Raw genomic sequence first — 22,578 nt, 5'->3', positions numbered from 1 at the left:
CCTCGCCGGCCCGGTGGTCCTCCGGGCCGGTGAGCTGCGGGACTCGTGAGCTACGGAGCCCGTGGGCCACGGGCTACCGGCCCGTGGGCTACGCGACCGGTGTCAGCGGGCCATCCGGCGGCGGGCCGCCTCGTAGAGCACGACACCGGCGGCGACACCGGCGTTGAGCGACTCGGCGCCGCCCGGCATCGGGATGCGGACGAGGAAGTCGCAGGTCTCGCCGACGAGGCGGGACAGGCCCTTGCCCTCGGAGCCGACGACGATGACGACCGGACCGCCCAGCTCCTCCAGCTCGTGCACCTCGCGGTCACCGTCGGCGGCGAGGCCGACGACCGTGACACCGGCCTTCTGGTACTGCTCCAGGCAGCGCGTCAGGTTGGTGGCGCGGGCGACCGGGGTACGGGCGGCGGTGCCGGCCGAGGTCTTCCACGCACCGGCGGTCATGCCGGCGGCGCGCCGCTCGGGGACGACGACACCGTGGCCGCCGAAGGCGGAGACGGAGCGGACGACGGCGCCGAGGTTCCGCGGGTCGGTGACGCCGTCGAGGGCGACGATCAGCGGGTCGTCGTGGTCGTCGAACGCGGCCGTGACGAGGTCCTCGGGGTGCGCGTACTCGTACGGCGGGACCTGGAGGACGAGACCCTGGTGGTTCAGGCCGTTCGTCATCCGGTCGAGCTCGGGGCGCGGCGCCTCCATGATGTTGATGTTGCCGCGGCCGGTGGCGAGGTTCAGGGCCTCGCGCACGCGCTCGTCGTTGTCGATGAACTGCTGCACGTACAGCGTCGAGGCGGGCACGCCGTCGCGCAGGGCCTCGTAGACCGGGTTGCGGCCGACGACCATCTCGGACTGGCCCTTGCCGCCGCGGCGGACGACGGGCTTGCGCTTGGCCGCGTTCCGGGCCATCGCGTTGTTGACGCGGAATGCCTTGTGGCCCTTGCGGGCCTCGGCCTTGGGGGTCGGGCCCTTGCCTTCGAGGCCCTTGCGCCGCTGGCCACCGCTGCCGATCGTCGCACCCTTCTTGTTGGACGTGCGACGGTTCCTGCGCTGGCTGTTCCCGGCCATGACTACTCTCATCCTGGGTGTTGCGTACGGAGGCGTACTCGGCCCTCGTACAAGGTCTGTAACTGAAGTGTGCCGCCCGGAGGTCCGAGCGGCACGTCTTCTAACGGTTGCCCAGCGTCCAGCGGGGGCCGTCGGGGCTGTCCTCGATGGCGAGGCCGGACTGGTTGAGCTGGTCGCGGATCGCGTCCGCGGTCGCCCAGTCCTTGCGCTCGCGCGCCGACTCGCGCTGCTGGAGCACGAGCCGTACGAGGGTGTCGACGGCGCCGTGGAGCTCGTCGCCGCCACCGGTCTCCTCGGCCCAGTGCGGGTCGAGCGGGTCCAGGCCGAGGACGCCGAGCATGGCCCGGACCTCGGCGAGGCGGGCGATGGCCTCGTCCTTGTCGTCCGCGGCGAGGGCGCTGTTGCCCTGACGGACGGTGGTGTGGATGATCGCGAGCGCGTGCGGCACGCCCAGGTCGTCGTCCATGGCCTCGGCGAAGGCCGGCGGCACCTCGGCGGCGGGGGCGATGTCCTTCCCCGCCTTCTCGGTGGCGCGCTGGACGAAGCCCTCGATCCGGGCGAACGCCGACTCGGCCTCCTGCAGGGACTCCTCGCTGTACTCGATCATCGAGCGGTAGTGCGGGGTGCCCAGGTAGTAGCGCAGGACGACGGGGCGCGAGTTCTTCACCATCTCGGACACCAGCACGCTGTTGCCGAGCGACTTCGACATCTTCTCGCCGGCCATGGTGACCCAGGCGTTGTGCACCCAGTACGAGGCGAAGTCGTCGCCGAAGGCCTTGGCCTGGGCGATCTCGTTCTCGTGGTGCGGGAAGATCAGGTCGAGACCGCCGCCGTGGATGTCGAAGGCGGAGCCCAGGTACTTGTGGGCCATCGCCGAGCACTCCAGGTGCCAGCCGGGACGGCCGCGGCCCCACGGGGTCTCCCAGTCGGGCTCGCCCGGCTTGGTGGCCTTCCACATGGCGAAGTCGCGCGGGTCACGCTTGCCGGAGACGCCCTCGTCGGGCTGACGGAGGTCGTCGATGTCCTGGTTGGACAGCTGCAGGTAGCCCGGGAAGGACCGCACGTCGAAGTAGACGCTGCCGTCGGCCTCGTACGCGTGGCCGCGCTCGATGAGGCCGCGCATCATCTCGATCATCTCGGGGACGTGCCCGGTGGCGCGGGGCTCGTACGTCGGCGGCAGGCAACCGAGGGCGTCGTAGCCCGCGTTGAACGCGCGCTCGTTGTCGTAGCCGATGGACCACCAGGGGCGGCCCTGCTCGGCGCCCTTCCTGATGATCTTGTCGTCGATGTCGGTGACGTTGCGGATGAACGTGACGTCGTAGCCGCGGTACGCGAACCAGCGGCGCATGATGTCGAAGTTCAGCCCCGACCGGATGTGGCCGATGTGCGGGGCCGCCTGGACGGTGGCACCACAGAGGTAGATCGAGACCTGGCCCGGCGTGAGCGGGGTGAAGTCACGGATCTGCCGGGCGCTGGTGTCGTACAGGCGAATAGTCACCACTCCAGGGTAGTGGGCGTGTGGTAGTGCCCCGATACCTGTTCGCCGTCTCCGATGACGTTTTTCACCGGTACCGGTGGATGCCGGTACCGGTGAACGTGACGACCGACGCTCCGGGGCGCGGTTACGCGCGGGGCACCGGGTACACGAGGGCCGTCGCGAGGGCCGCGAGGCCCTCCGCCCGGCCCGTCAGACCCAGGCCGTCCGTCGTGGTGCCGGAGACGGAGACCGGCGCGCCGGCCGCCTCGCTCAGCGCCTTCTGCGCCTCGTCGCGCCGCTTGCCGACCTTGGGGCGGACGCCGATGACCTGGACGGCGATGTTGCCGATCTCGTATCCCTCGGCGCGGACGATCCGGGCGGCCTCCGCGAGCAGCGTGACGCCGGAGGCGCCGGCGTACTCGGGGCGGGAGGTGCCGAAGTGGGCGCCGAGGTCGCCGATGCCGGCGGCGGAGAAGAGCGCGTCGCAGGCGGCGTGCGCGGCGACGTCACCGTCGGAGTGTCCGGCGAGGCCGTACCCGTCGCTCGCGGAGGCGTCCCAGAGGAGGCCGGCGCACCAGAGTTCGCGGCCCTCCTCGAAGGCGTGGACGTCGGTGCCGATGCCGGTACGGGGAAGGATCATCGGTTCCATCGGCTCAGAAGCCATCGTTGGCCCTCCTGCGGGCGAGTACGGCCTCGGCGAGGACGAGGTCGAGGGGGCGGGTCACCTTGAAGGCCTCCTCGTGGCCGGGCACGACGACGACGGGCGCGCCGAGCCGCTCGACCATACCGGCGTCGTCGGTGGCGCCCTCGCCGGTGAGGGCGATGGTGGCGTGGGCGTCGACCAGGGTGTCGCGGTCGAAGCCCTGGGGGGTCTGGACGGCGCGGAGCCGGGCCCGGACCGGGGTGGCGACGACCTGCTCGGGGTCGCCCGGCTTCTCGGCCGGTTCGACCTCCTTGACGGTGTCGGCGAGGGGCAGCGCGGGGACGACGGCGACGGCGCCGCCCCGTACGGCCTCGATGACCGCGTCCACGGTGTCGACGGGGACGAGCGGGCGGGCCGCGTCGTGGACGAGGACGGTGCCGATGCCCTCGGGGAGCGCCTGGAGTCCGAGGTGGACGGACTCCTGGCGGGTGTCACCGCCGGGGACGACGAGGTAGTCGGTGCGCTCGGGGAGGGCGTGGGCGTCGAGGAGGTTCTTGACCTCGGCCGCGCCGTCGGGGGGTGCCACCACGACCACGAGCGAGACCGCGCGGGAGGCGGCCATCGCGCGGACGGCGTGGATGAGCATGGGGGTGCCGTTCAGCGCGCGCAGCGCCTTGGGGGCGCCCGGACCGAGGCGTACGCCCCGTCCGGCAGCCGGAATCACCACGGCGGTACGAGGAGGACGCGCTTCGTCTGACATCGGTTGCACTCCGGCAGGTTTGTTTCCGCGGCCGACATGGGTATGGCCTCACCGTGCCGGACGCTCCGCCTTGACCGGGCCCTTTCCGTGACGACGGTCGAGGCGTTGACGCCCGCGCACAGGGGTTCGGACGTAACAGGGGGAACGAGAGCATACGTACATGAACACGCGTACGCGAAAGTGCGTACAGGAACATGCGTGCTGTCGCGGTCGTGCACCGGCGCTCGTGAGACGCCGCGATCACGGCGCGTGAGCGCCGCGATCGTGAAATGCCGCAGTGCCCGGCGGCCGCACTGTGTGGATCACAGCACGCCAGCGGGCACCGCGGCATCGCTTCACTTGGTAGCGCGCTCAGATGTCCTCAGAGCACGCTTCAGGACGCGAGGACCTCGTCGAGGAGAGCCTCGGCCTTGTCCTCGTTCGTGTTCTCCGCGAGGGCCAGCTCGCTGACCAGAATCTGCCGGGCCTTGGCGAGCATGCGCTTCTCACCGGCGGAGAGACCGCGCTCGCGCTCACGCCGCCACAGGTCGCGGACTACTTCGGCGACCTTGATGACATCGCCGGAGGCGAGCTTCTCGAGATTTGCCTTGTAGCGACGGGACCAGTTCGTCGGCTCTTCGGCGTACGGCGCGCGCAGCACCTCGAAGACCCGGTCCAGCCCGTCCTGACCGACTACGTCGCGAACACCGACGAACTCCGCATTGTCCGCCGGCACACGAACCGTCAGGTCGCCCTGCGCGACCTTGAGCACCAAGTAGGTCTTGTCCACGCCTTTGATCTGGCGAGTTTCGATGGCCTCGATCAGCGCGGCCCCGTGATGGGGATAGACCACGGTGTCGCCAACCTTGAACGTCATGTGACAGGTACCCCTTCCGTGGCTATCCAGGGTAACACGGATACGGCTTCTTCTGAATGGCGTTTTCGCAGGTCAGGGCATATCTCGGGGCTTGACAACAGCAACACGATCGTGCTGCGGAGGGCTTCCGGAAGGCGGTATTCGCAGGTCGGAGCGGCTGCGCGGACGGAGAGAAACGCGCACGTTACACCTACCCGCACCCTCCCGAAGGAGGCCTGATGTCCCGTTTTGTCGGGTTCGGCGTGGCCTTCCCACCGTACTCCGTTCGAGGATCGTCCACCCGTACGGATGCATCACGGGGCGATTCCGTAATTGATCAGCTGACGCCGGTCCGGGATTTTCCGGAGGTACGGCTCCGGTGAATGCGGGGCGGCCCTCGAATTGATCAAGGCGGTTATGTGAACAACAGGTCAATGGGTCGTGATCCGGCCACGGCGGCCGGTGAGCGATGTCAGCGGCAGGCGGTCGGCGCGGCCATCCGGCGGCCATTCCGGAACCGCCCCGGAACCACCCCGGGAGACCCCGTGGCCGGTAAGGGGCGGGTCGGGTGCGGGACGGAGAGTGCGGCTCGGTAACCTGAGCGCGCTGACACACCCTTAGTTGGTCTTCGGTCCCGAAGCGGTCCGAAGCCTGTCCGTAGCCAGTCCGAACGTCCTAGGAGATGCCGCCGCCGTGAGCCGCAGCCTTCGACGCGGCGCCCTCGCCGCCACCGCCATCGTTTTCTCCATCGCCGCGCTGTCCGCCTGTGGTGCGGGCAACGACGCGCAGACGCTCGGCATCAAGCCGGACAACGCCGCCGTCACCGTGGACGACGTCAAGATCCAGAACGCTCTGGTGATCACCCAGCCCCTGGACATCGCCAAGGGCCCGGCCGTCGTCTCGGCCACCGTCTTCAACAACGGCCGGCTGCCCCAGACGATCCAGTCCATCACCCTGCCGGGCAGCAACGGCACCGTGACGCTGAAGCCGGCCACGGGCTCCGGTCCGGTCGTCGTCCCGGCCAACGGCTCCGTCGTCATCGGCGGCGAGGGCAACGCCTCCGCCGTCATCGAGAACGGCAGCGCGTCCGCCCGCGACGGCGACGCGCAGCAGGTCGTCTTCAAGCTCAGCCGCACCGGCGACGTGAGCCTGAGCGCCTTCGTGGTCCCGGCGACGAGCTACTTCAAGGACTTCGGCCCGACGATCATCCCGGCGCCCCCCGCCACCGAGCCGAGCGCCACCGCGACGCCGTCCGGCGAGGCCGAGGGCGAGCACGGCGGCGAGGCCACCGGCGAGCCGTCGGGCGAGGCGAGCCACGCGGCCGGCCACTGACCGTACGTACGGCATGCGTGAGAGGGGCGCCCCCGCCTGGGGGCGCCCCTCTCACGTACTCGGGTCCACACGGTCACCGCGCACGGCCAGGGCTCCGCGGGCCACGGATCACGGTCCACAGCCACTGCCCACGGGCCCACGGGCCCACGGCCTGCGGTCTCTACCGTGTGCGGTCTTTACCGTCTGCGGTCTTTACCGTCTACGGTCTACGGCTCGAACTTGTAGCCCAGGCCTCGGACCGTGACCAGGTAGCGCGGGGCGCCCGGGTCCGGCTCGATCTTGGCTCGGAGGCGCTTGACGTGGACGTCGAGGGTCTTGGTGTCGCCGACGTAGTCCGCGCCCCAGACCCGGTCGATGAGCTGCATACGGGTCAGCACACGGCCCGCGTTGCGCAGCAGCATCTCCAGGAGGTCGAACTCCTTCAGGGGCAGGTCGACCTTGCCGCCCGCGACCGTCACCACGTGGCGGTCGACGTCCATACGGACCGGGCCGGCCTCCAGGGCCGCGGGGGTGACCTCCTCCGGCTCGCCGCGGCGGCGCAGCACCGCGCGGATGCGGGCGACCAGCTCCCGCGAGGAGAAGGGCTTCGTCACGTAGTCGTCGGCTCCTATCTCCAGCCCGACGACCTTGTCGATCTCGCTGTCCTTGGCCGTCACCATGATGACGGGGACGTTCGAGCGGCCGCGCAGCTGGCGGCAGACCTCGGTACCGGGGAGCCCCGGAAGCATCAGGTCGAGGAGGACGAGGTCGGCCCCGTTGCGCTCGAACTCGTCGAGGCCGTCGGGCCCGGTCGCCGCTACTGCGACTTCGAAGCCCTCCTTGCGAAGCATGTAGGACAGGGCGTCGCTGAAGGATTCCTCATCCTCGACGACAAGCACTCGGGTCACGGAAGGACCTCCGGGGCAGGAAGCGGTTCGGTCATGAGATCAGGGGTGGGGGACGAGGCGGGTCGGCGGTCCCGTACGGCGCCCGCCTCGGGCAGCCGCAAGGTGAAGGTGGAGCCCTGACCCTCGGTGCTCCAGACGGTGACCTCTCCGCCGTGGGAGGCGGCCACGTGCTTGACGATGGCCAGGCCGAGTCCCGTGCCGCCGGTGGCACGGGAGCGGGCCGGGTCGACGCGGTAGAAGCGCTCGAAGATGCGCTCGCGGTCCCTCTCGGAGATGCCGATGCCCTGGTCGGTCACCGCTATCTCGATGAGGTCCCCGCCCGGCGCCGCGATGTGGCGGGCGGCGATGCCCACCCTCGTACGGGCCGGTGAGTAGTTGACGGCGTTCTCCACGAGGTTACCCAGGGCGGCGGCGAGCTGACCGCGGCTGCCCCAGACGTGGAGGTCGGCCGCACCCCCCGACACCATGGTGATCTGCTTGGTGGAGGCGGGCTGCCGGGAGCGGTCGATCGCCTCGGCGACGAGTTCGTCCACGGACACGGGCTCGGAGTCTTCCAGCGGGTCGTCGTTCTGCACGCGGGAGAGGTCGATGAGCTCCTGGACGAGGTTGGTCAGGCGGGTCGCCTCTATCTGCATGCGGCCGGCGAAGCGGGTGACCGCCTCGGGGTCGTCCGAGGCGTCCATGACCGCCTCGGAGAGCAGGGAGAGCGCGCCCGTCGGGGTCTTGAGCTCATGGCTCACGTTGGCGACGAAGTCGCGCCGTACCGCCTCGATACGACGGGCCTCGGTGAGGTCCTCGACCAGCAGCAGTACGAGGCGCGAGCCCAGCGGGGCGACCCGGGCGGAGACGGCGAGGGCCTCGCCGCGTCCGCTGCCGCGCCCGGCCAGGTCCAGTTCGACCTGTCGTATCTCTCCGTCCCTGCGGGTGTCACGGGCCATGTTGAGCATGGGCTCGACGGCCAGTTTCCCGCCGCGGACCAGGCCGAGCGCGTACGCTGCCGAGCTGGCCTTCACCACGGAGTCGCTCTCGTCGAGGACGACCGCGGAGGAGCGCAGCACGGACAGCACGGTGTCGACGCCGGGCGGGAGCACGGCGTCGGTGTGCAGGGAAGTTCGGGTGGGTCTCGCCTGGTCGCGCTCGCTCCAGCGGAACGCCAGCATGGCGATCACGCCGGTGCACACGCCGGCGATCGCGGCCAATGCGGCGACCGCCGCGTTCACGTCCATGCCTCCCAGGTTATGCGGGTGCGAGGACTCTCTCCCAGCCGTACGAGTGGCTGCTCGAACACTCGTCGCTCAGAGTTCACTGTGAAGACGGGGCCGGTTCACTTGCCCCGCGGGGCGCGGTGGCGTGCGTCGCCCAGAGTTCACCTTGGGGACGGTGCCGGTTCATGTGAGGGGGTGGAACCGGACGCGTGGAGGGCCGAACGTGGGAGCGTGGGGGTCCGAAGCCCCACCCGGACCCCGGAGCATTGCGTAGAGAGGGACATCCATGCGGGACGCGTACCACGAGGAATTGGACTCGATCGGCGAGAGCCTGGTCGAGATGGCCCGACTCGTCGGGTCGGCGGTCGGGCGCGCCACCACGGCGATGCTCGACGCGGACCTCAAGCTCGCGGAGAGCGTGATCGCTGCGGACCAGAAGGTCGACGATCTCCAGCACGAGCTGGAGGCCCGGGCCATCGCGCTGCTCGCGCGGCAGCAGCCGGTGGCGACGGATCTGCGGATAGTGGTCACCTCGCTGCGGATGAGCGCCGACCTGGAGCGCTCCGGCGACCTGGCGCAGCACGTGGCGAAGCTGGCGCGGCTGCGGTTCCCGGAGTCGGCGGTGCCGCGGGACCTGCACGCGACCATCCTGGAGATGGGGCAGCTGGCGCAGCGCCTGATGGCGAAGGCGGCGGAGGTCATCATCACGAAGGACGTCGACCTGGCGCTCCAGCTGGAGCAGGACGACGACGAGATGGACCTGCTGCACCGGACGCTGTTCCAGCACCTGATCGACGACCGCTGGAAGCACGGCATCGAGACGGCGGTCGACGTGACGCTGCTCGGCCGCTACTACGAGCGGTTCGCCGACCACGCGGTGTCGGTGGCGAAGCGTGTGGTGTACCTGGTGACGGGTGAGCACGCGGACGAGCTCCAGGCGGCGGACGCCCCGGTCGAGGGCGCGTAGCGGGCGGGCGCCGATGCGCCGTTGATGCGCCGGTCCGGGTGGGCATGCAATGGGGGGAGGCGATGTGCGCCTCGAAAGGGAGGGACCCCCATGGCCGAATCCCCCGACACGACCGTGACCGAATCCGGGGCGGAGGCACCGCGCACCGCGGTGCGTCTGCCCCTCCTGGGCGCCTGCGGGTGCGGCTCGGGCTGCGGCTGCGGCTGCCAGTCGGGCGGCCCGTGCCAGTGCGGCGGCTGCTCGGGCTGATCGGATGCGCGGAGGGGGTGGGGTGCGGCGTCCGCACCCCACCCCCTCTTCCACTGCGTCCGGCTAGACGTCCAGCACGCCGACGATCTGGTCGCCGCTGGTCTCCCCCGTCGTACGGAAACCGAGCCGGTCGTAGAAGGCGCCGGGGCCGTTGTCGCCGGGTTCCCAGGTGACGTACAGCCGCGGGGCGCCGCGCCGGCGCAGCTCGTCGCGGACGGCTTCGACGGCGAAGCGGCCGTACCCCTTGCCCTGCCCCTCGGCGGCGATGTTGAGACGCCAGAGACCGCTGCGCCGGTCGGTGGGGTCCTTCTTCGCGTCCCACGGGAGGTCGAGGAAGGCCATCAGGAAGCCGACGAGCTCGTCGCCGTCGAAGATCAGTCGCGGCCAGGCGGCCTCCCCGAAGGCGTAGGCCTCGGCGAGGGAGCGCGCGACGGGGGCGACGTTCTGCTCCTGATGCGGATGGACGCGCAGGCCGAGGGCGGCGTCGATCGTGTCGGGGGTGACCTTCTCCAGGCGGAGCGACGTACTCATGGCGCGGAGGCTAGCGAGAACGTACGCGTTCGGCCCGCGAATTTACGTGCGCACGCCAGAATGGGCCCATGTCCGCCTCGCGCCGCTTCCCACGCCCCTTGCTGCTCACCGCCTTCGCGGCCGTGGCCGCGACCGTGCTCTCGGGCTGCACCGTGCCGCTCGCGGGCCTGGCCGGCGTGACGGTGGCGGCGGACGGCTCGCCGGTCGGGGTGATCGTGATGTGCCACGACCACGTCGACGGGGCGACGCTCCACCCCGACGGCGGTGACACCTCCGGAACCCCGGAGAACGAGGGGTACTGGCGCCACGACGCCCCGGTCACCGGCTTCACGAGCTGGTCGCTGACCGCGCCCGCCGACGGCTGGACAGCGGAGGAGACCCCGGGTCGACTGGTCCCGGGGCAGCGGTACGCGCTGTACGGCTGGACCGAGGACAGCTCCTGGGCCGCGGCGCGCGTCTCCTTCACGACGGCGGACCTGGAGGCACTCGTACCGGGGCGGGTGCGGTACGAGCGGGGGGACGAGATCAGGACGGTCACGACGGACGAGTTCCGCGAGAAGGCGTGCGAGGCCTTCTGAGCGGGGGCTACGGGGCCGGCGCTCCGAATCCGGCGCTCCGGAGCCGGCCGCCGAAGCCGACGGACAGGGCCCCCTCCGCACGGTGTCCGCGGGGAGGGGGCCCTGTCGATGCGTCAGCGTGTCGGGCTACTTCTTGCCCTGGTTCTTGACCGCCTCGATCGCCGCCGCCGCGGCCTCCGGGTCGAGGTAGGTGCCGCCCGGGTTGAGGGGCTTGAAGTTCTCGTCCAGCTCGTACGCCAGCGGGATGCCCGTCGGGATGTTGAGGCCCGCGATGGCCTCGTCCGAGACGCCGTCGAGGTGCTTCACCAGCGCGCGGAGGCTGTTGCCGTGGGCCGCGACCAGGACCGTGCGGCCCGACAGGAGGTCCGGGACGATCGCGTCGTACCAGTACGGGAGCATCCGCTCCACGACGTCCTTCAGGCACTCGGTGTCCGGGCGCAGCTCCGGCGGGATCGTCGCGTAGCGCGCGTCGTGCGCCTGCGAGAACTCGCTGTCGTCCGAGAGCGGCGGCGGCGGGGTGTCGTACGAGCGGCGCCACAGCATGAACTGCTCCTCGCCGAACTCGGCGAGCGTCTGGGCCTTGTCCTTGCCCTGGAGGGCGCCGTAGTGGCGCTCGTTGAGGCGCCACGAGCGGTTCACCGGGATCCAGTGGCGGTCCGCGGACTCCAGCGCGAGCTGGGCGGTGCGGATGGCGCGCTTCTGGAGGGAGGTGTGCAGTACGTCGGGGAGCAGGCCGGCGTCCTTGAGCAGCTCGCCGCCGCGCGTCGCCTCCTTCTCACCCTTCGCGGTGAGGTTCACGTCCACCCAACCGGTGAACAGATTCTTCTCGTTCCACTCGCTCTCGCCATGGCGGAGGAGGATCAGCTTGTACGGTGCGTCGGCCATGCGTACGAGCCTAATGGACCTCTGACGATTGACGCGCGTCGTCAATCCGCTGGCGTCCGGCACATGAGATGCGTAAGTTACGAGTGCCGCAAGAGGGACTTACAGATAGCAGGGGGCCGGCCACACATGTCCATCGACTCGCTCAGACGATCAGCCAGCGCGACCGTCTCCGGTCTTCCCCCGGGCTTCTGGTGGCTGTGGCTGTCGACCCTGGTCAATCGGACCGGGGCTTTCGTCCTGACGTTCCTCTCCCTCTATCTGACGGTGGAGCTCGGGCACTCGGCGTGGTTCGCCGGACTCGTCGTCGCCCTCCACGGCCTCGGCGGCGTCGTGGGCTCCCCGCTCGGCGGCGCGCTCACCGACCGCTGGGGGCGCCGCCCCACCATGGTCACCATGCACCTGGCGGCCGCCGCGTCCGCCGCCGCCCTCGCCGTCGTCACCAGCGCCTGGGCCATCGCGACGGTCGTCCTCCTCATGGGCGTCGCGATGCAGGCCGTCCGGCCGTCCATCAACGCCACCATCGCCGACATGGTCCCCGCCCACGAGGTGCGCCGGGCCTACGCCCTCAACTACTGGGCCCTGAACCTCGGCTTCGCCATCGCCTCCATCGGCGGTGGTGCCGCGATCTTCCTCGGCTACCGGACGCTGTTCGTCGTCGACGCCGTCGCCACGACCCTGTGCGCCCTCATCGTCTTCCTCCGCCTCCCCGAGACCCGCCCCGAGGCCCGTACCGACACGGCCGGCAAGCCGGTCGTCGAGGCCGAGGTCAGCATGCTGACCGTGCTGCGCGACGCGCCCTTCCGCACCCTCGTCCTCCTCAACCTCTTCGTCTGCCTCGTCTTCACCGCACCCTGGATCGGTCTCCCCCTCACCATGGCGGACAAGGGCCTCTCGCCCTCGTCCTACGGCGTCGTCATCGCCGTCAACGGCATCGTGATCGTCGGCTTCCAGCTGCTCGTCAACAAGCTGACCGACAAGCGCTCCCCGGTCCTCCTGCTGACGCTCTCCTCCCTCCTCTTCGCCCTCGGGACCGGCGCCACCGCCCTCGCGGGCTCCTCCGTGGTGGCCTTCGCCGCGACCGTCGTCGTCTGGACCGTCGGCGAGATGATCCACGTCCCGACGAACGCCGCGGCCACCGCCCGTCTCGCCCCCGAGCACGCCCGCGGCCGCTACCAGGGCGTGATGGGCATGTCCTGGGCCGTCGCCGGCTTCGTCGCCCCGATCGGCGCCGGCGCCATCGTCGGCGGCCCCGGCCCGAACGTCCTCTGGGCGGCGACCTTCGCCATCGGCGTCCTCGCCGCCGTCGGCTACACCGTGCGGCTCCGCAAGGCCCTCGACGACGACGGCGACAGCCGCGGCGACAGCGACCTCGGCAGTGACCTGGGCGGTGACGGCGTCGAGGTCGGCGGCGGGGTCGTCGCCGAGGGCGTCGTCGGTGTCGGCAACGCCGAGGGGGCCGTCGGTGTCGGGACCGGCGACGGGGTCGTCGGCATCGGGAACGGTGACGGTGCCGACGGCCTCGGCTCCGCCGGGAAGTCCCCCGTCACCGCCTGACCCCGAGCCCCCTCCCCGCGAGTCCGAACCCCTCCCCCTCCCTGCGCACTTCGGCGACACCCGACCCGCCGAAGTGCGCGGGCACGACCAGCTCCCGCTCGTCGGCGGCCCGGCCGAGGATCCGGCGGCGGCTCACCGACGCCGCCCTCGCGTCCAGGCAGAAGCAGCTGTTGTGCGCGGGGTCGAGGATCTGCACGGGACTGTGGAGCAGATCCCCGACGAAGACCGCCCGCTCCCCCGCCGACGAGAGCCGCAGCACGGCCGAGCCGGGCGTGTGGCCCGGCGCGGACTCCAGGGTGAGGTGCTCGTCGATGCGGTGTTCGCCGTCCCAGAGCACGATCCGCCCCGCGCGGTGGAGGGGCGCGACGCTGTCCTCGTAGACGAACCGGTCGGCGAGGTCGCGGCCGCCGCCGTAGGAGTTGTCCGGCCCGAAGTGGGCGTCGTCCGCCGCCGGTACGAGGTACTCGGCGCGCGGGAAGGCGGGCACCCACTCCCCACCGCCGGTGCCGTCGCCGTCGTCGGCGGCCCGGGTGTTCCAGCCGACGTGGTCGGCGTGGAGGTGGGTGTTGACGACGACGTCCACGTCCTCGGGGCGGACCCCGGCCCGTTCCAGGTGGCCGAGGAAGTCCCCCTGCCAGTGGTGGAACTGCGGCGCGCCGGGCCGCTCGCGTCCGTTGCCCACCCCGGTGTCGACCAGGACCGTCCGTCCCCCGCTGCGCAGCACCCACGTCTGCAGCGCCATGACCGCCCGGTCGCTCTCCGGATCCCAGTGGTCCGGTGCCAGCCAGTCCTCGTTGTCCTTCCAGGTCTCCTCGCCGGCCGAGGGGACGAGCTCGCCCGCGGCCGCGAACGGCCCCTGCCACTCGACGACCCGGATGACCTCGACGTCCCCCATCACGATGCGCTGTGCGCTGTCCGCTGTCATGCCGTCGACGTTAGGGAGCGCACATGAGCGTCTCAATGCCCGTACGACTCCGCCGGATACGCGTACGTCTCACCGAGCGGCCGTACGGCGGCCGTGCCGCGGCTACGCTGGCGCGATGGACGTGGTGAGCGACGCGATCTCGGCCGTACGGATCGGACGGCCCTCCTCCCAGCGGGTGCGGGTCACCGGGAGCTGGTGCACCCGCCTCGCGCCGTACGACGGCGCGGGCTTCCACGTCGTCCTGGAGGGGCGCTGCTGGCTGCTGCCCGACGGCGGCGATCCGGTCGAACTCGGCCCGGGCGACGCCGTCCTGCTGCCGCACGGGACCGGGCACGTGATCGCCGACGGGCCTGCCGACGCGGCGGGGCTCGCCCGCGCCGTGCCCTTCGAGCGGTGGCTGGACGCGTCCGGGCCGCGGCCACCCGCGCCCGTCGTCCCCGAGGGGGGCGCCGTCCCCGGGGACGGCGCCGTCGAGATGCTGTGCGGCAAGTACCGGCTCGACCGCAGCCACGTCCACCCGCTCCTCGCGGAGCTCCCGCCGCTCGTCCATCTGCCCCACCGGGAGGGGCGGGAGCGTCGGGAGGACCGGGAGGACCGCGCCGACGGGGTCCGTACCGCCGCCACCGATCCCGGGCTCCGCGCCGCCATCGCCCTGCTCGGGCACGAGGTGGGGGAGCGGCTTCCCGGGTCGGAGGTCGCCCTGCCGAGCCTGCTCGACCTGCTTCTCGTCTACATGATCCGTTCCTGGACGGCCGAGAACGCCGCCCCGGGAGGCCGGGGCGGCACGGCCGGAACCTGGCCGGCCGCCCTCGGCGATCCGGTGACCGCCGCCGCCCTCCGGGCCCTGCACTCCGACCCGGCCGCCCCCTGGACCAACGTGTCACTGGCGGCCGAGGCCGGGGTCTCCCGGCCCACCCTGGCCCGCCGCTTCACCGCCCTCGTCGGCCGGCCCCCGATGGCGTACCTCACCTGGTGGCGGCTCACCCGGGCCGCCGCCCTGCTCCGGGACACCCCGGATCCGTTGGCGTCCGTCGCCCGGCGCGTCGGCTACAGCACGCCGTACGCCTTGTCGCACGCCTTCCGCCGGGAGTTCGGCACGACCCCGGGGCAGTACCGGGCGGGCCTGGCCGCGACGAGCGCCGCCACGAACCCGACCTCTTCACTTATATGAATGGTGTTCAGATCTGCCGTGGGCGAGAGCATGGCAGCAGAAGGCCCTTGCGGGAGAGGGGTCAGCCGGCAGGCTTCTCCGACGACTTCTGGGTCAGGTTCTTGAACGCGTCGAGGTTCCGGGTCGACTCACCGCGCGAGACCCGCCACTCGTACTCACGCCGGATCGCCGAGGCGAAGCCCAGCTCCAGGAGCGTGTTGAAGTCCCCGTCCGCCGCCTCCAGGACCGAGCCGAGGAGCCGGTCGAGCTCCTCGGGCGTCACGGCGGCGAGCGGCAGCTTGCCGGCCAGGTAGATGTCACCGAGGCCGTCGACCGCGTAACTCACCCCGTACAGCCTGAGGTTGCGTTCGAGCAGCCAGCGGTGGACGCCCGCCTCGTTCTCGTCGGGGTGGCGGATGACGAACGCGTTGAGGGAGAGCGAGTGGCGTCCGACACGCAGGGAGAGCGTGGTGAAGAGTTTGCGCGTGCCGGGGAGCTTGACCACGTAGGAGCCCGGCTCGGGGGACTCCCACTCCAGTTCCGCGTCCTTGAACGTGTCCTCGACGGTCCGCCGGACGTCCTCGAGATCAGCCATGGTGGGAGCGTACGCGACGGCGGTTGTCGCGCAGCCGGTGGTCGTGCACGGCGGCCGTGTACACATCCGCCGTGCCCGAGGCGGCCGTGTCCCAGCCGAACGACCCGGCATGCAGGGCCGCCGCCGCGCCCATCCGCGCCACGAGCGACGGGTCCGCCACGAAGCGCCCGAGCGCACGGGCGTAGTCCACCGGGTCGTGCCCCTGGACGAGGAAGCCGGTCACGTCGTCCCGTACGGCCACGGGCAGACCGCCCACCGCCGCCGCGACGACCGGGGTGCCGGCCGCCTGCGCCTCGATCGCGACCAGACCGAAGGACTCGCTGTACGAGGGCATGACGAGGACGCTCGCCGCGCGGAACCAGTCGGCGAGCCGGTCCTGGCCCACCGGCGGGTGGAAGCGCACGATGTCCGCGATGCCCAGCCGGGCGGCCAGCTTCTGCAGCCCCTCCGGCTTCGCCAGGCCGCTGCCGCTCGGGCCGCCGACCACGGGAACGATCATGCGCGAGCGCAGCGAGGGGTCCCGGTCGACCAGCTCGGCGGCGGCGCGCAGCAGGATGTCCGGGGCCTTCAGCGGCTGGATGCGGCCGGCGAAGACCGGGATGAAGGCCTCCTGCGGCAGCCCGAGCCGTGCCCGGGCGGCGGCGCGGCCGTCGGCCGGGCGGAAGTGGTCGAGGTTGACCCCCGGGTGGACGACCGCGATCTTGCCGGGGTCCGCGTCGTAGAAGCGGGCGAGCTCGTCGGCCTCCTCGGCGGTGTTCGCGATCAGCCGGTCGGCGGCGTCGACGATCTGCGTCTCGCCGATCACCCGGGCGGCGGGCTCGGGGGTGTCGCCCTCGGCGAGCGCCGCGTTCTTGACCTTCGCCATGGTGTGCATGGCGTGGACGAGCGGGACGCCCCAGCGCTGGGCGGCCAGCCAGCCGACGTGGCCGGAGAGCCAGTAGTGGGAGTGGACCAGGTCGTAGTGACCGGGCCGGTGACCCGCCCAGGCCTGCATCACGCCGTGCGTGAAGGCGCAGAGCTGGGCCGGCAGCTCCTCCTTGGCCAGGCCCTCGTACGGACCGGCGTCGACGTGCCGGACGAGGACGCCGGGAGTGAGCTCGACGACCGGGGGGAGACCACCGGTGGTGGCCCGGGTGAAGATCTCGACCTCGATGTCGATGGCGGCGAGTCGTTTCGCCAGCTCCACGATGTAGACGTTCATGCCGCCCGCGTCGCCCGTGCCGGGCTGGTGCAGCGGGGAGGTGTGGACGCTGAGCATGGCCACGCGGCGCGGGGTGCGGTTCCGGCCGGGGAGCCGGAGCCGGGCCGGCGCCGGATGCCGGTGCCGGGTGCCGGCGAACCGGGACACGTACTGGCTCACGTCGGCGGTCCTTCCGCTCGGGGACGAACGCATCGGGTCCGACACGTCGGGGCTGAGCACTCGGGGCTGAGCACGTCGGGCTGATCAGATCGGGCCGAACTCGGCGCCATGGGCATGGCGGCGGGAGGACGTGGTGCGCCCTCCGGCCGGGACAACACCGGAACGGAACCTTTCATTTCCATCGCGCACGCCGCTTTGCCAATTCATTACCGGGGCGCATCACCCTTCTCCCCCACCCCGTAACCTTTCGGCATGGCCCCGCGCACCACCCGCCCCGTCGGCACCCCGACCCGCGGGACCACCAACCCCAACCGTCTGCGCCGCATGGACCGCTGGATCGCCGCCGTCCACGGGCCCGCCCTGCGCGGCTCGCCCGAGCCGCCGCTCGCCGTGGACCTCGGATACGGGGCCGCCCCCTGGACCGCCGTCGAACTCCTCGCCCGGCTGCGCACCGCCGAACCCCGCACCCGCCTGTACGGCATCGAGATCGAGCCCGCCCGCGTCGAGGCCGCGAAGCCGTACGAGCACGAGGGGCTCTCCTTCCTGCACGGTGGCTTCGAGGTGCCCGTGCCCGGCCGGGTCGCCCTGATCCGGGCGGCGAACGTGCTGCGCCAGTACGACGAGGAGCAGGTCGCGGCCGTCTGGGAGCGGCTGTGCGGACGCCTCGCCCCGGGCGGACTGCTGGTGGAGGGCACCTGCGACGAGATCGGGCGCCGGCACGTCTGGGTCGCGCTCGACGGGAGCGGGCCGCGGACGGTGACCTTCGCGACCCGGCTCGGCTCGCTCGACCGGCCGTCGGACCTGGCGGAGCGGCTGCCGAAGGCGCTCATCCACCGCAACGTGCCGGGTGAACCGGTGCACGCGTTCCTCCGGGACTTCGACCGGGCGTGGGCGGCGGCGGCCCCGTACGCCTCGCTCGGCGCACGGCAGCGGTGGATCCGCTCGGTCCGCGACCTGGCGGTGGACTGGCCGCTGACGGACGGGCCCCGGCGGTGGCGCCAGGGCGAGGTGACGGTGCGGTGGGGGGCACTGGCGCCGCGGGGCTGAGTGAACGAGACCTCTCTTTTCTCAACTGCCGCTGAATTTCCGGTACGTCGGGAACGCCACACGCGTATCCCTCGTCACTGGTGGGGGGAGCAGGCCCGACAGGCCCCCGTTTCCCCTGTCGCTTTACGGTTTCGCATGGCACTATCGCCAAGGTCACCGCTAAGTTACTGACGGTAAATCAGATTTGGTCACTCGAGGGGGAGCTCGTGAACCGACGCCGCCACGCCACCGCCGCGATCACGATGATCTGCGCCTTGACCGTGCTGGCCTCGCCCGCGCTGACCCTGCAGGCGGCCGCCGCGCCGCTCCCGCCGCCGCCTCCGAAGAAGACCCTGGAGGAGGTGCGCCAGGAGATAGACGCCCTGTACCGGCAGGCCGCCGTCGCCACCGACGCGTACAACCTCGCGGAGGAGAAGTCGAAGGAGCAGTCCGCCGAGATCGTCCGGGTCGCCGTGATGATCGTGGAGGGCCGCGAGAAGATCGAGGCCCTCAAGGCCAAGGCCGGCGCCACCGCCCGCGCCCAGTACCGCAACGGCGGGCTCCCCGACGGCGCGCAGCTCGTCCTCACGAACGACCCCCAGCTCTTCCTCGACAACGCGGGGCGCCTCAAGGCCGGGGCGAAGGCCACCACGGACCTGCTCGGTGAAATGACGCGCACCCAGGCCCAGTTGGACGTCTACGCCACGGACGCGGGCGTGAACTGGACCAAGCTGGAGGCCAACCGCGTACGGCAGGCCCAGGCGAAGAAGGAGATCGACGGCAAGATCGCCGCCGCGAAGAAGCTGGAGTCCGAACTCGCCGCCGAGGAGCGGGAGCGGCTGCGGCGCCTGGAGGAGCTGGCGCTGTCCAGGGCCCAGACGACCTGGCTCGGCACCGGTGTCCTCGCCGGCCTCAAGGGCGACACGACGCCGGCGGCGAAGAAGGCGATCGAGTTCGCGACCGCGCAGATCGGCAAGCCGTACGTGTGGGGCGCCGAGGGCCCGGACTCGTACGACTGCTCCGGACTGACCCAGCTCGCCTGGGGCACGGCGGGCCGTCCGATACCGCGCACCTCGCAGGAGCAGTGGCGCCTGCTTCCGCGCGTGGACATCAAGGACATGCGGCCCGGCGACCTGATCGTCTACTTCAAGGACGCGAGCCACATCGGGATGTACGTCGGCAACGGCACGATCGTGCACGCGCCGCGCCCCGGACGGAACGTGACGCTCACGGGGGCCGGCTCGATGGAGATCCTGGGCGTCGTCCGCCCGGCGTGACGGGGCGCCGCCCGCCGGTGTGACGGCGGACATCACCTCGCGCGCCGCTCCCTCTCGCACTCCCCCTCTCCCCCGACGTGACGGAGTCCACGCGCGGCGGGGGAACCACGGGCGCCACCCCCGGCGTGACCTTTCTCATTGCCTCGGGGCCGCCCCGTCGCCCGCACAGGGGCAAGTACCTCCCCTTCCGCGGCATATGCCAATCGAGACGCGGACGCCGACCCGCTGATCACCATTCCGCTGCGCACCGCCCTACCGCTATGGTCCGGGACGGGCGGGACGCCACCCGGCGCCCTGCGCACCCTCGGGGGGAGGGAAGGAAACCCGGACCGATGCCCGTATCCGTACCGCGTCAGAGAAACGTCTCTGCCGTTGCGGGACCCGGCGACGTCGCCACTACGGACGCCACCGCCATGGACGCCACCGCTATGACAGGCACAGTCACAGGCAGCGATCGCACCGATCTCACTCTCCTGGTCGTCGAGGACGACCCGGCGGGTGCCCTTGCCGTACCCGAACTGCTGGACGCGGCCGACGCCGCCGGCACCCGGGTCCGCATCCGGACCGCCCGCAACCTCACCGAGGCCGAGCGGCTCCTCACCGACGACGTCCACTGCATCCTCGTCGACCTGTCCCTGCCCGGCCCCCGGGCCGCCGCCGGCGACGACCCGCTCGCCCCCCTGCGGCACATCCTGCGGCTCGCCCCGCGCCACGCCGTCCTCGCGCTCGCGGCCTCCGCCGACGCCGAGCTGGCCGCCGAGGCGGTACGCGTCGGAGCCCAGGACCACCTCTTCCGCGAGGAACTCGACGGGCGGCTGCTCAGCCGGGCCATCCGGTACGCCGTCGAGCGCAAGCGCGCCGACGCCGTCCAGGTGAAGCTCGCCGAGTCGCGGCTCCGCGCGCAGGAGAACGCCCGCCTGGAGCGCGGGCTGCTCCCCACGCCGCTCCTGGAGGGCTCCGAACTCCGCTTCGCGGCCCACTACCGGCCCGGCCGCTCGCGCGCCCTGCTCGGCGGCGACTTCTACGACGTGGTCCGTACGCCCGACGGCACCGTCCACGCCATGATCGGCGACGTCTGCGGCCACGGCCCCGACGAGGCCGCGCTCGGCGTCGAACTGCGGATCGCCTGGCGCGCCCTGACCTTCGCGGGGCTGTGCGGGGACGAACTGCTCTCGACGATGCAGCAGGTCCTGGAGCACGAGCGGGAGAGCGAGGAGATCTTCGCGACCCTCTGCACCGTCGACATCGCGCCCGACGGTCGCCGCGCGGGCCTGTGCCTGGCGGGGCACCCGTCTCCGCTGATCGCCCGGCAGGGGCGGGCGGCCCGGCTGCTGCCGTACGAGGACGGCGGCCCGGCCCTCGGACTGCTGCCGCGCGCCCGCTGGCCGCGCCGGCAGGTCGAGCTCGGCGGGGCGTGGAGCCTGCTCATGTACACGGACGGACTGATCGAGGGCCGCTCGGCCGGACCCGGCTCGCCGCGGCTCGGCCAGGACGGGATGGTCGACATGATCAACCGGCAGCTGACCTCGGGCCTGCGGGGCGACGAGCTCCTGGAGGCCGCGGTGACGGAGGTCCGGTCCCTGAACGGCGGCGAGCTGACGGACGACGTCGCGGTCCTGGCCCTGGAAAGGGACAGGACCCGGGGATGACCCCGGGCCCTGATGTCACGTCTCACGGCCGGCGCGCGGAGGCCGCCCTCACGGCCGGCTCCTGCGGCCGGGCCGGAAGAGACCGCGCGGCTAGCGGCCGCCGTTGTACGGGCCGTACGGACCGTCGCTGCTGGAGCCGCCGCCCCGTCGGCCACCGCCGCCTCCCGACACCTGCCGGAGCGCGGGGCGGACGTCGACCATGAAGACGATGGCGGCGATCACGCCCGCGATCTGCAGGAACAGCATCGGGTAGAGCAGGTTCAGGGCGAGGTTGATGCCCAGGACGATCAGCCAGAACTTCTTCGTCTGCTTCTCGGCGGCGCGGTAGGCGTCCTCGCGCGCCATGGCGGCGAAGACGAGCGCGGCGACGGCGAAGCCGGTGAAGATCAGGAACATCACCAGGGTGAGGAGGGAGTCGAATCCCGCGCGCAACATGCTGAGCACCGCCTAGGGAAGAGGGGAAGAGCGCCTCGCGGTCAAGGTACCCGGTTCAACGCACCGGGTACCCGCATTGGTGCCCGGTCCTACTCCTTCTCGGCGGTGACGGCCGCCTTCTTGGCGGGAGCCTTGCGGGCGGTGGTCTTGCGGGCGGGCGTCTTCTTGGCCTCGGCGGGCTCGGACGCGGCGGGCTCGGCGGGGGCCGTCACCGGCTCCTCGGCCTTGGTCTCCTCCGGCTCGACGACGACGGCGATCTCGACGATCTCCTCGGCGACCTCCCCACGCCAGGCCTTGACGGCCTCCTCGCCGTGGGCGGCGACCTCCTCGTACTTCTCGCGGGCCTTCACGGCGTACTCGGCGGCGACGCCGACACCGCGCAGGGCGAGGTCCTGGGCGGTCTCGCCGAGCTTCTTGAAGTCCGTGTCGAGACCGCCGACGACATCGGCGAGCTTCGACTGCACGGTGGCCTGGGCCTCCTTGGCCTGCGCGGTCACCTTCTCCTGCACGGCCTTGGGGTCGGTGTTCCGCACGGCGTCGATGCGGGCGGGCGCCTCGGCGGCGATCTGCTCGATCAGGCCGGGAACCTTCTTCGCCTGCTGCACGGCGAGGTCCGCGGTGCCGGCGGCGAAGTAGAGAGGGGTACGCAGTTCGTCGATGATGGCCATGCTGGTGGTCCTCCCGGATGTGACGTGCGAGCGAGCGCTGGCTCAGGGGCGGTCAGGCATCGGGCGTCGCGTCGGCGGGCCGCTCGGCGGCCTCGGCGCGGGTGCCCGCGGGGGTCTCTGTCGCGGCCCGGGCGGCCGCTTCGGCCGCTTCGGCGGCCTCGGCGGCGTTCTCCTTGCGGAACGAGTCGTAGATCTGGAGCAGCACCTGCTTCTGCCGCTCGTTGATCGAGGGGTCGGCGAGGATGACGGCGCGCGTCTCCAGCTCGTCCCGCTCCTTCTCGTCGAGGATCCCGGCCCGTACGTAGAGCGTCTCCGCGGAGATCCGCAGTGCCTTCGCGACCTGCTGCAGCACTTCGGCGCTGGGCTTCCGCAGCCCCCGCTCGATCTGACTCAGGTACGGGTTCGACACGCCGGCGGCGTCGGCGAGCTGCCGCAGGGAAAGCTGGGCGGTCCGCCGCTGTTCGCGGAGGTACTCACCGAGATTGCCGACGTTGAGCGATGCCATGCCCCGACCATGCCAGCCTTTGC

24 protein-coding genes are annotated in these 22,578 nt (G+C 71.8%); 9 read left to right on the top strand and 15 right to left on the bottom strand.

What is annotated here, in order from left to right; translation table 11 throughout:
• Positions 1-102: 102 nt before the first annotated feature.
• From rlmB to OG392_RS20045, 5 genes are all read right to left on the bottom strand, one after another.
• Entirely contained in the window at positions 103-1,062 is a 960-nt protein-coding gene (gene rlmB, locus OG392_RS20065; RefSeq protein WP_329281309.1) for a 23S rRNA (guanosine(2251)-2'-O)-methyltransferase RlmB, read from the bottom strand.
• Positions 1,063-1,162: 100 nt separating this feature from the next.
• Positions 1,163-2,560 (bottom strand): cysteine--tRNA ligase, encoded by a 1,398-nt coding sequence (gene cysS / locus OG392_RS20060; RefSeq protein ID WP_329281307.1) that lies wholly within the window; start codon positions 2,558-2,560, stop codon positions 1,163-1,165.
• 124 nt (positions 2,561-2,684) lie between these two features.
• The gene (gene ispF / locus OG392_RS20055) at positions 2,685-3,203 is read right to left on the bottom strand and encodes a 2-C-methyl-D-erythritol 2,4-cyclodiphosphate synthase (protein ID WP_329281305.1); all 519 of its coding nucleotides are present in this window, start codon (positions 3,201-3,203) and stop codon (positions 2,685-2,687) included.
• A complete protein-coding gene (gene ispD / locus OG392_RS20050; protein ID WP_329281303.1) occupies positions 3,193-3,942 on the bottom strand; it encodes a 2-C-methyl-D-erythritol 4-phosphate cytidylyltransferase in 750 nt (249 codons plus the stop codon). The genes ispF and ispD overlap by 11 nt, the downstream gene beginning before the upstream one ends.
• A gap of 373 nt (positions 3,943-4,315) precedes the next feature.
• Positions 4,316-4,798, bottom strand: a complete 483-nt coding sequence (locus OG392_RS20045) for a CarD family transcriptional regulator (RefSeq protein ID WP_003953493.1) — start codon at positions 4,796-4,798, stop codon at positions 4,316-4,318.
• A gap of 672 nt (positions 4,799-5,470) precedes the next feature.
• On the opposite strand from OG392_RS20045, the gene OG392_RS20040 reads away from it, so the two are divergent.
• Complete coding sequence (locus OG392_RS20040) at positions 5,471-6,109, top strand: DUF461 domain-containing protein (RefSeq protein WP_329281301.1); 639 nt, start codon at positions 5,471-5,473, stop codon at positions 6,107-6,109.
• A 206-nt stretch (positions 6,110-6,315) separates the two neighbouring features.
• On the opposite strand, the gene OG392_RS20035 is transcribed toward OG392_RS20040, so the two are convergent.
• Positions 6,316-6,996, bottom strand: coding sequence for a response regulator transcription factor (locus OG392_RS20035; RefSeq protein ID WP_015035162.1), 681 nt, complete (start codon positions 6,994-6,996; stop codon positions 6,316-6,318).
• On the bottom strand, positions 6,993-8,222 hold the full coding sequence (locus OG392_RS20030; RefSeq protein ID WP_329281296.1) for a sensor histidine kinase: 1,230 nt from the start codon (positions 8,220-8,222) through the stop codon (positions 6,993-6,995). Before OG392_RS20030 ends, OG392_RS20035 begins: the two co-directional genes overlap by 4 nt.
• Before the next feature lie 265 nt (positions 8,223-8,487).
• On the opposite strand from OG392_RS20030, the gene phoU reads away from it, so the two are divergent.
• Both phoU and OG392_RS20020 read left to right on the top strand, forming a co-directional pair.
• Positions 8,488-9,168 (top strand): phosphate signaling complex protein PhoU, encoded by a 681-nt coding sequence (gene phoU, locus OG392_RS20025; RefSeq protein ID WP_030323218.1) that lies wholly within the window; start codon positions 8,488-8,490, stop codon positions 9,166-9,168.
• 90 nt (positions 9,169-9,258) lie between these two features.
• Positions 9,259-9,417, top strand: a complete 159-nt coding sequence (locus OG392_RS20020; protein WP_329281293.1) for a hypothetical protein — start codon at positions 9,259-9,261, stop codon at positions 9,415-9,417.
• Positions 9,418-9,480: 63 nt separating this feature from the next.
• Here the strand turns inward: OG392_RS20020 and OG392_RS20015 are convergent, their stop codons facing one another.
• Complete coding sequence (locus OG392_RS20015) at positions 9,481-9,948, bottom strand: GNAT family N-acetyltransferase (protein WP_329281291.1); 468 nt, start codon at positions 9,946-9,948, stop codon at positions 9,481-9,483.
• 68 nt (positions 9,949-10,016) lie between these two features.
• Between OG392_RS20015 and OG392_RS20010 the strand changes: the two genes are divergently transcribed.
• A complete protein-coding gene (locus OG392_RS20010; RefSeq protein WP_329281289.1) occupies positions 10,017-10,526 on the top strand; it encodes a hypothetical protein in 510 nt (169 codons plus the stop codon).
• Between the two features lie 126 nt (positions 10,527-10,652).
• On the opposite strand, the gene OG392_RS20005 is transcribed toward OG392_RS20010, so the two are convergent.
• Positions 10,653-11,411, bottom strand: a complete 759-nt coding sequence (locus tag OG392_RS20005) for a phosphoglyceromutase (protein WP_329281287.1) — start codon at positions 11,409-11,411, stop codon at positions 10,653-10,655.
• Between the two features lie 126 nt (positions 11,412-11,537).
• On the opposite strand from OG392_RS20005, the gene OG392_RS20000 reads away from it, so the two are divergent.
• Positions 11,538-12,965: an MDR family MFS transporter gene (locus tag OG392_RS20000; RefSeq protein WP_329281285.1), complete on the top strand. Its 1,428-nt coding sequence runs from the start codon at positions 11,538-11,540 to the stop codon at positions 12,963-12,965.
• Here the strand turns inward: OG392_RS20000 and OG392_RS19995 are convergent.
• Positions 12,955-13,890: an MBL fold metallo-hydrolase gene (locus OG392_RS19995; protein ID WP_329281282.1), complete on the bottom strand. Its 936-nt coding sequence runs from the start codon at positions 13,888-13,890 to the stop codon at positions 12,955-12,957. The genes OG392_RS20000 and OG392_RS19995 overlap by 11 nt on opposite strands.
• Positions 13,891-14,005: 115 nt before the next feature.
• Here OG392_RS19995 and OG392_RS19990 point away from each other — a divergent pair, with 115 nt between their 5' ends.
• Entirely contained in the window at positions 14,006-15,061 is a 1,056-nt protein-coding gene (locus tag OG392_RS19990) for an AraC family transcriptional regulator (protein ID WP_329281280.1), read from the top strand.
• Between the two features lie 61 nt (positions 15,062-15,122).
• On the opposite strand, the gene OG392_RS19985 is transcribed toward OG392_RS19990, so the two are convergent.
• Both OG392_RS19985 and mshA read right to left on the bottom strand, forming a co-directional pair.
• Complete coding sequence (locus OG392_RS19985) at positions 15,123-15,635, bottom strand: YbjN domain-containing protein (RefSeq protein WP_329281278.1); 513 nt, start codon at positions 15,633-15,635, stop codon at positions 15,123-15,125.
• The gene (gene mshA, locus OG392_RS19980) at positions 15,628-16,995 is read right to left on the bottom strand and encodes a D-inositol-3-phosphate glycosyltransferase (RefSeq protein WP_329281276.1); all 1,368 of its coding nucleotides are present in this window, start codon (positions 16,993-16,995) and stop codon (positions 15,628-15,630) included. Before mshA ends, OG392_RS19985 begins: the two co-directional genes overlap by 8 nt.
• 252 nt (positions 16,996-17,247) lie before the next feature.
• On the opposite strand from mshA, the gene OG392_RS19975 reads away from it, so the two are divergent.
• The 3 genes from OG392_RS19975 to OG392_RS19965 all read left to right on the top strand — a co-directional run bounded on the left by OG392_RS19975 (position 17,248) and on the right by OG392_RS19965 (position 20,947).
• On the top strand, positions 17,248-18,042 hold the full coding sequence (locus OG392_RS19975) for a class I SAM-dependent methyltransferase (RefSeq protein ID WP_329281274.1): 795 nt from the start codon (positions 17,248-17,250) through the stop codon (positions 18,040-18,042).
• 206 nt (positions 18,043-18,248) lie between these two features.
• Positions 18,249-19,298: a C40 family peptidase gene (locus tag OG392_RS19970; protein WP_329281272.1), complete on the top strand. Its 1,050-nt coding sequence runs from the start codon at positions 18,249-18,251 to the stop codon at positions 19,296-19,298.
• A 413-nt stretch (positions 19,299-19,711) separates the two neighbouring features.
• Positions 19,712-20,947, top strand: coding sequence for a PP2C family protein-serine/threonine phosphatase (locus tag OG392_RS19965; protein ID WP_443054821.1), 1,236 nt, complete (start codon positions 19,712-19,714; stop codon positions 20,945-20,947).
• A 90-nt stretch (positions 20,948-21,037) separates the two neighbouring features.
• On the opposite strand, the gene OG392_RS19960 is transcribed toward OG392_RS19965, so the two are convergent.
• The 3 genes from OG392_RS19960 to OG392_RS19950 all read right to left on the bottom strand — a co-directional run bounded on the left by OG392_RS19960 (position 21,038) and on the right by OG392_RS19950 (position 22,555).
• Positions 21,038-21,382: a DUF2516 family protein gene (locus tag OG392_RS19960; RefSeq protein WP_329281267.1), complete on the bottom strand. Its 345-nt coding sequence runs from the start codon at positions 21,380-21,382 to the stop codon at positions 21,038-21,040.
• Between the two features lie 89 nt (positions 21,383-21,471).
• Positions 21,472-22,050 (bottom strand): hypothetical protein, encoded by a 579-nt coding sequence (locus tag OG392_RS19955; RefSeq protein ID WP_329281265.1) that lies wholly within the window; start codon positions 22,048-22,050, stop codon positions 21,472-21,474.
• A gap of 52 nt (positions 22,051-22,102) precedes the next feature.
• Complete coding sequence (locus OG392_RS19950; RefSeq protein WP_329281263.1) at positions 22,103-22,555, bottom strand: helix-turn-helix domain-containing protein; 453 nt, start codon at positions 22,553-22,555, stop codon at positions 22,103-22,105.
• Positions 22,556-22,578 lie beyond the last annotated feature (23 nt).

It is taken from the genome of Streptomyces sp. NBC_00691 (assembly GCF_036226665.1).
GTDB lineage: Bacteria > Actinomycetota > Actinomycetes > Streptomycetales > Streptomycetaceae > Streptomyces.
The sequence above is the reverse complement of the archived record's forward strand: the minus strand, read 5'-3'. Positions and strand labels throughout refer to the sequence as shown.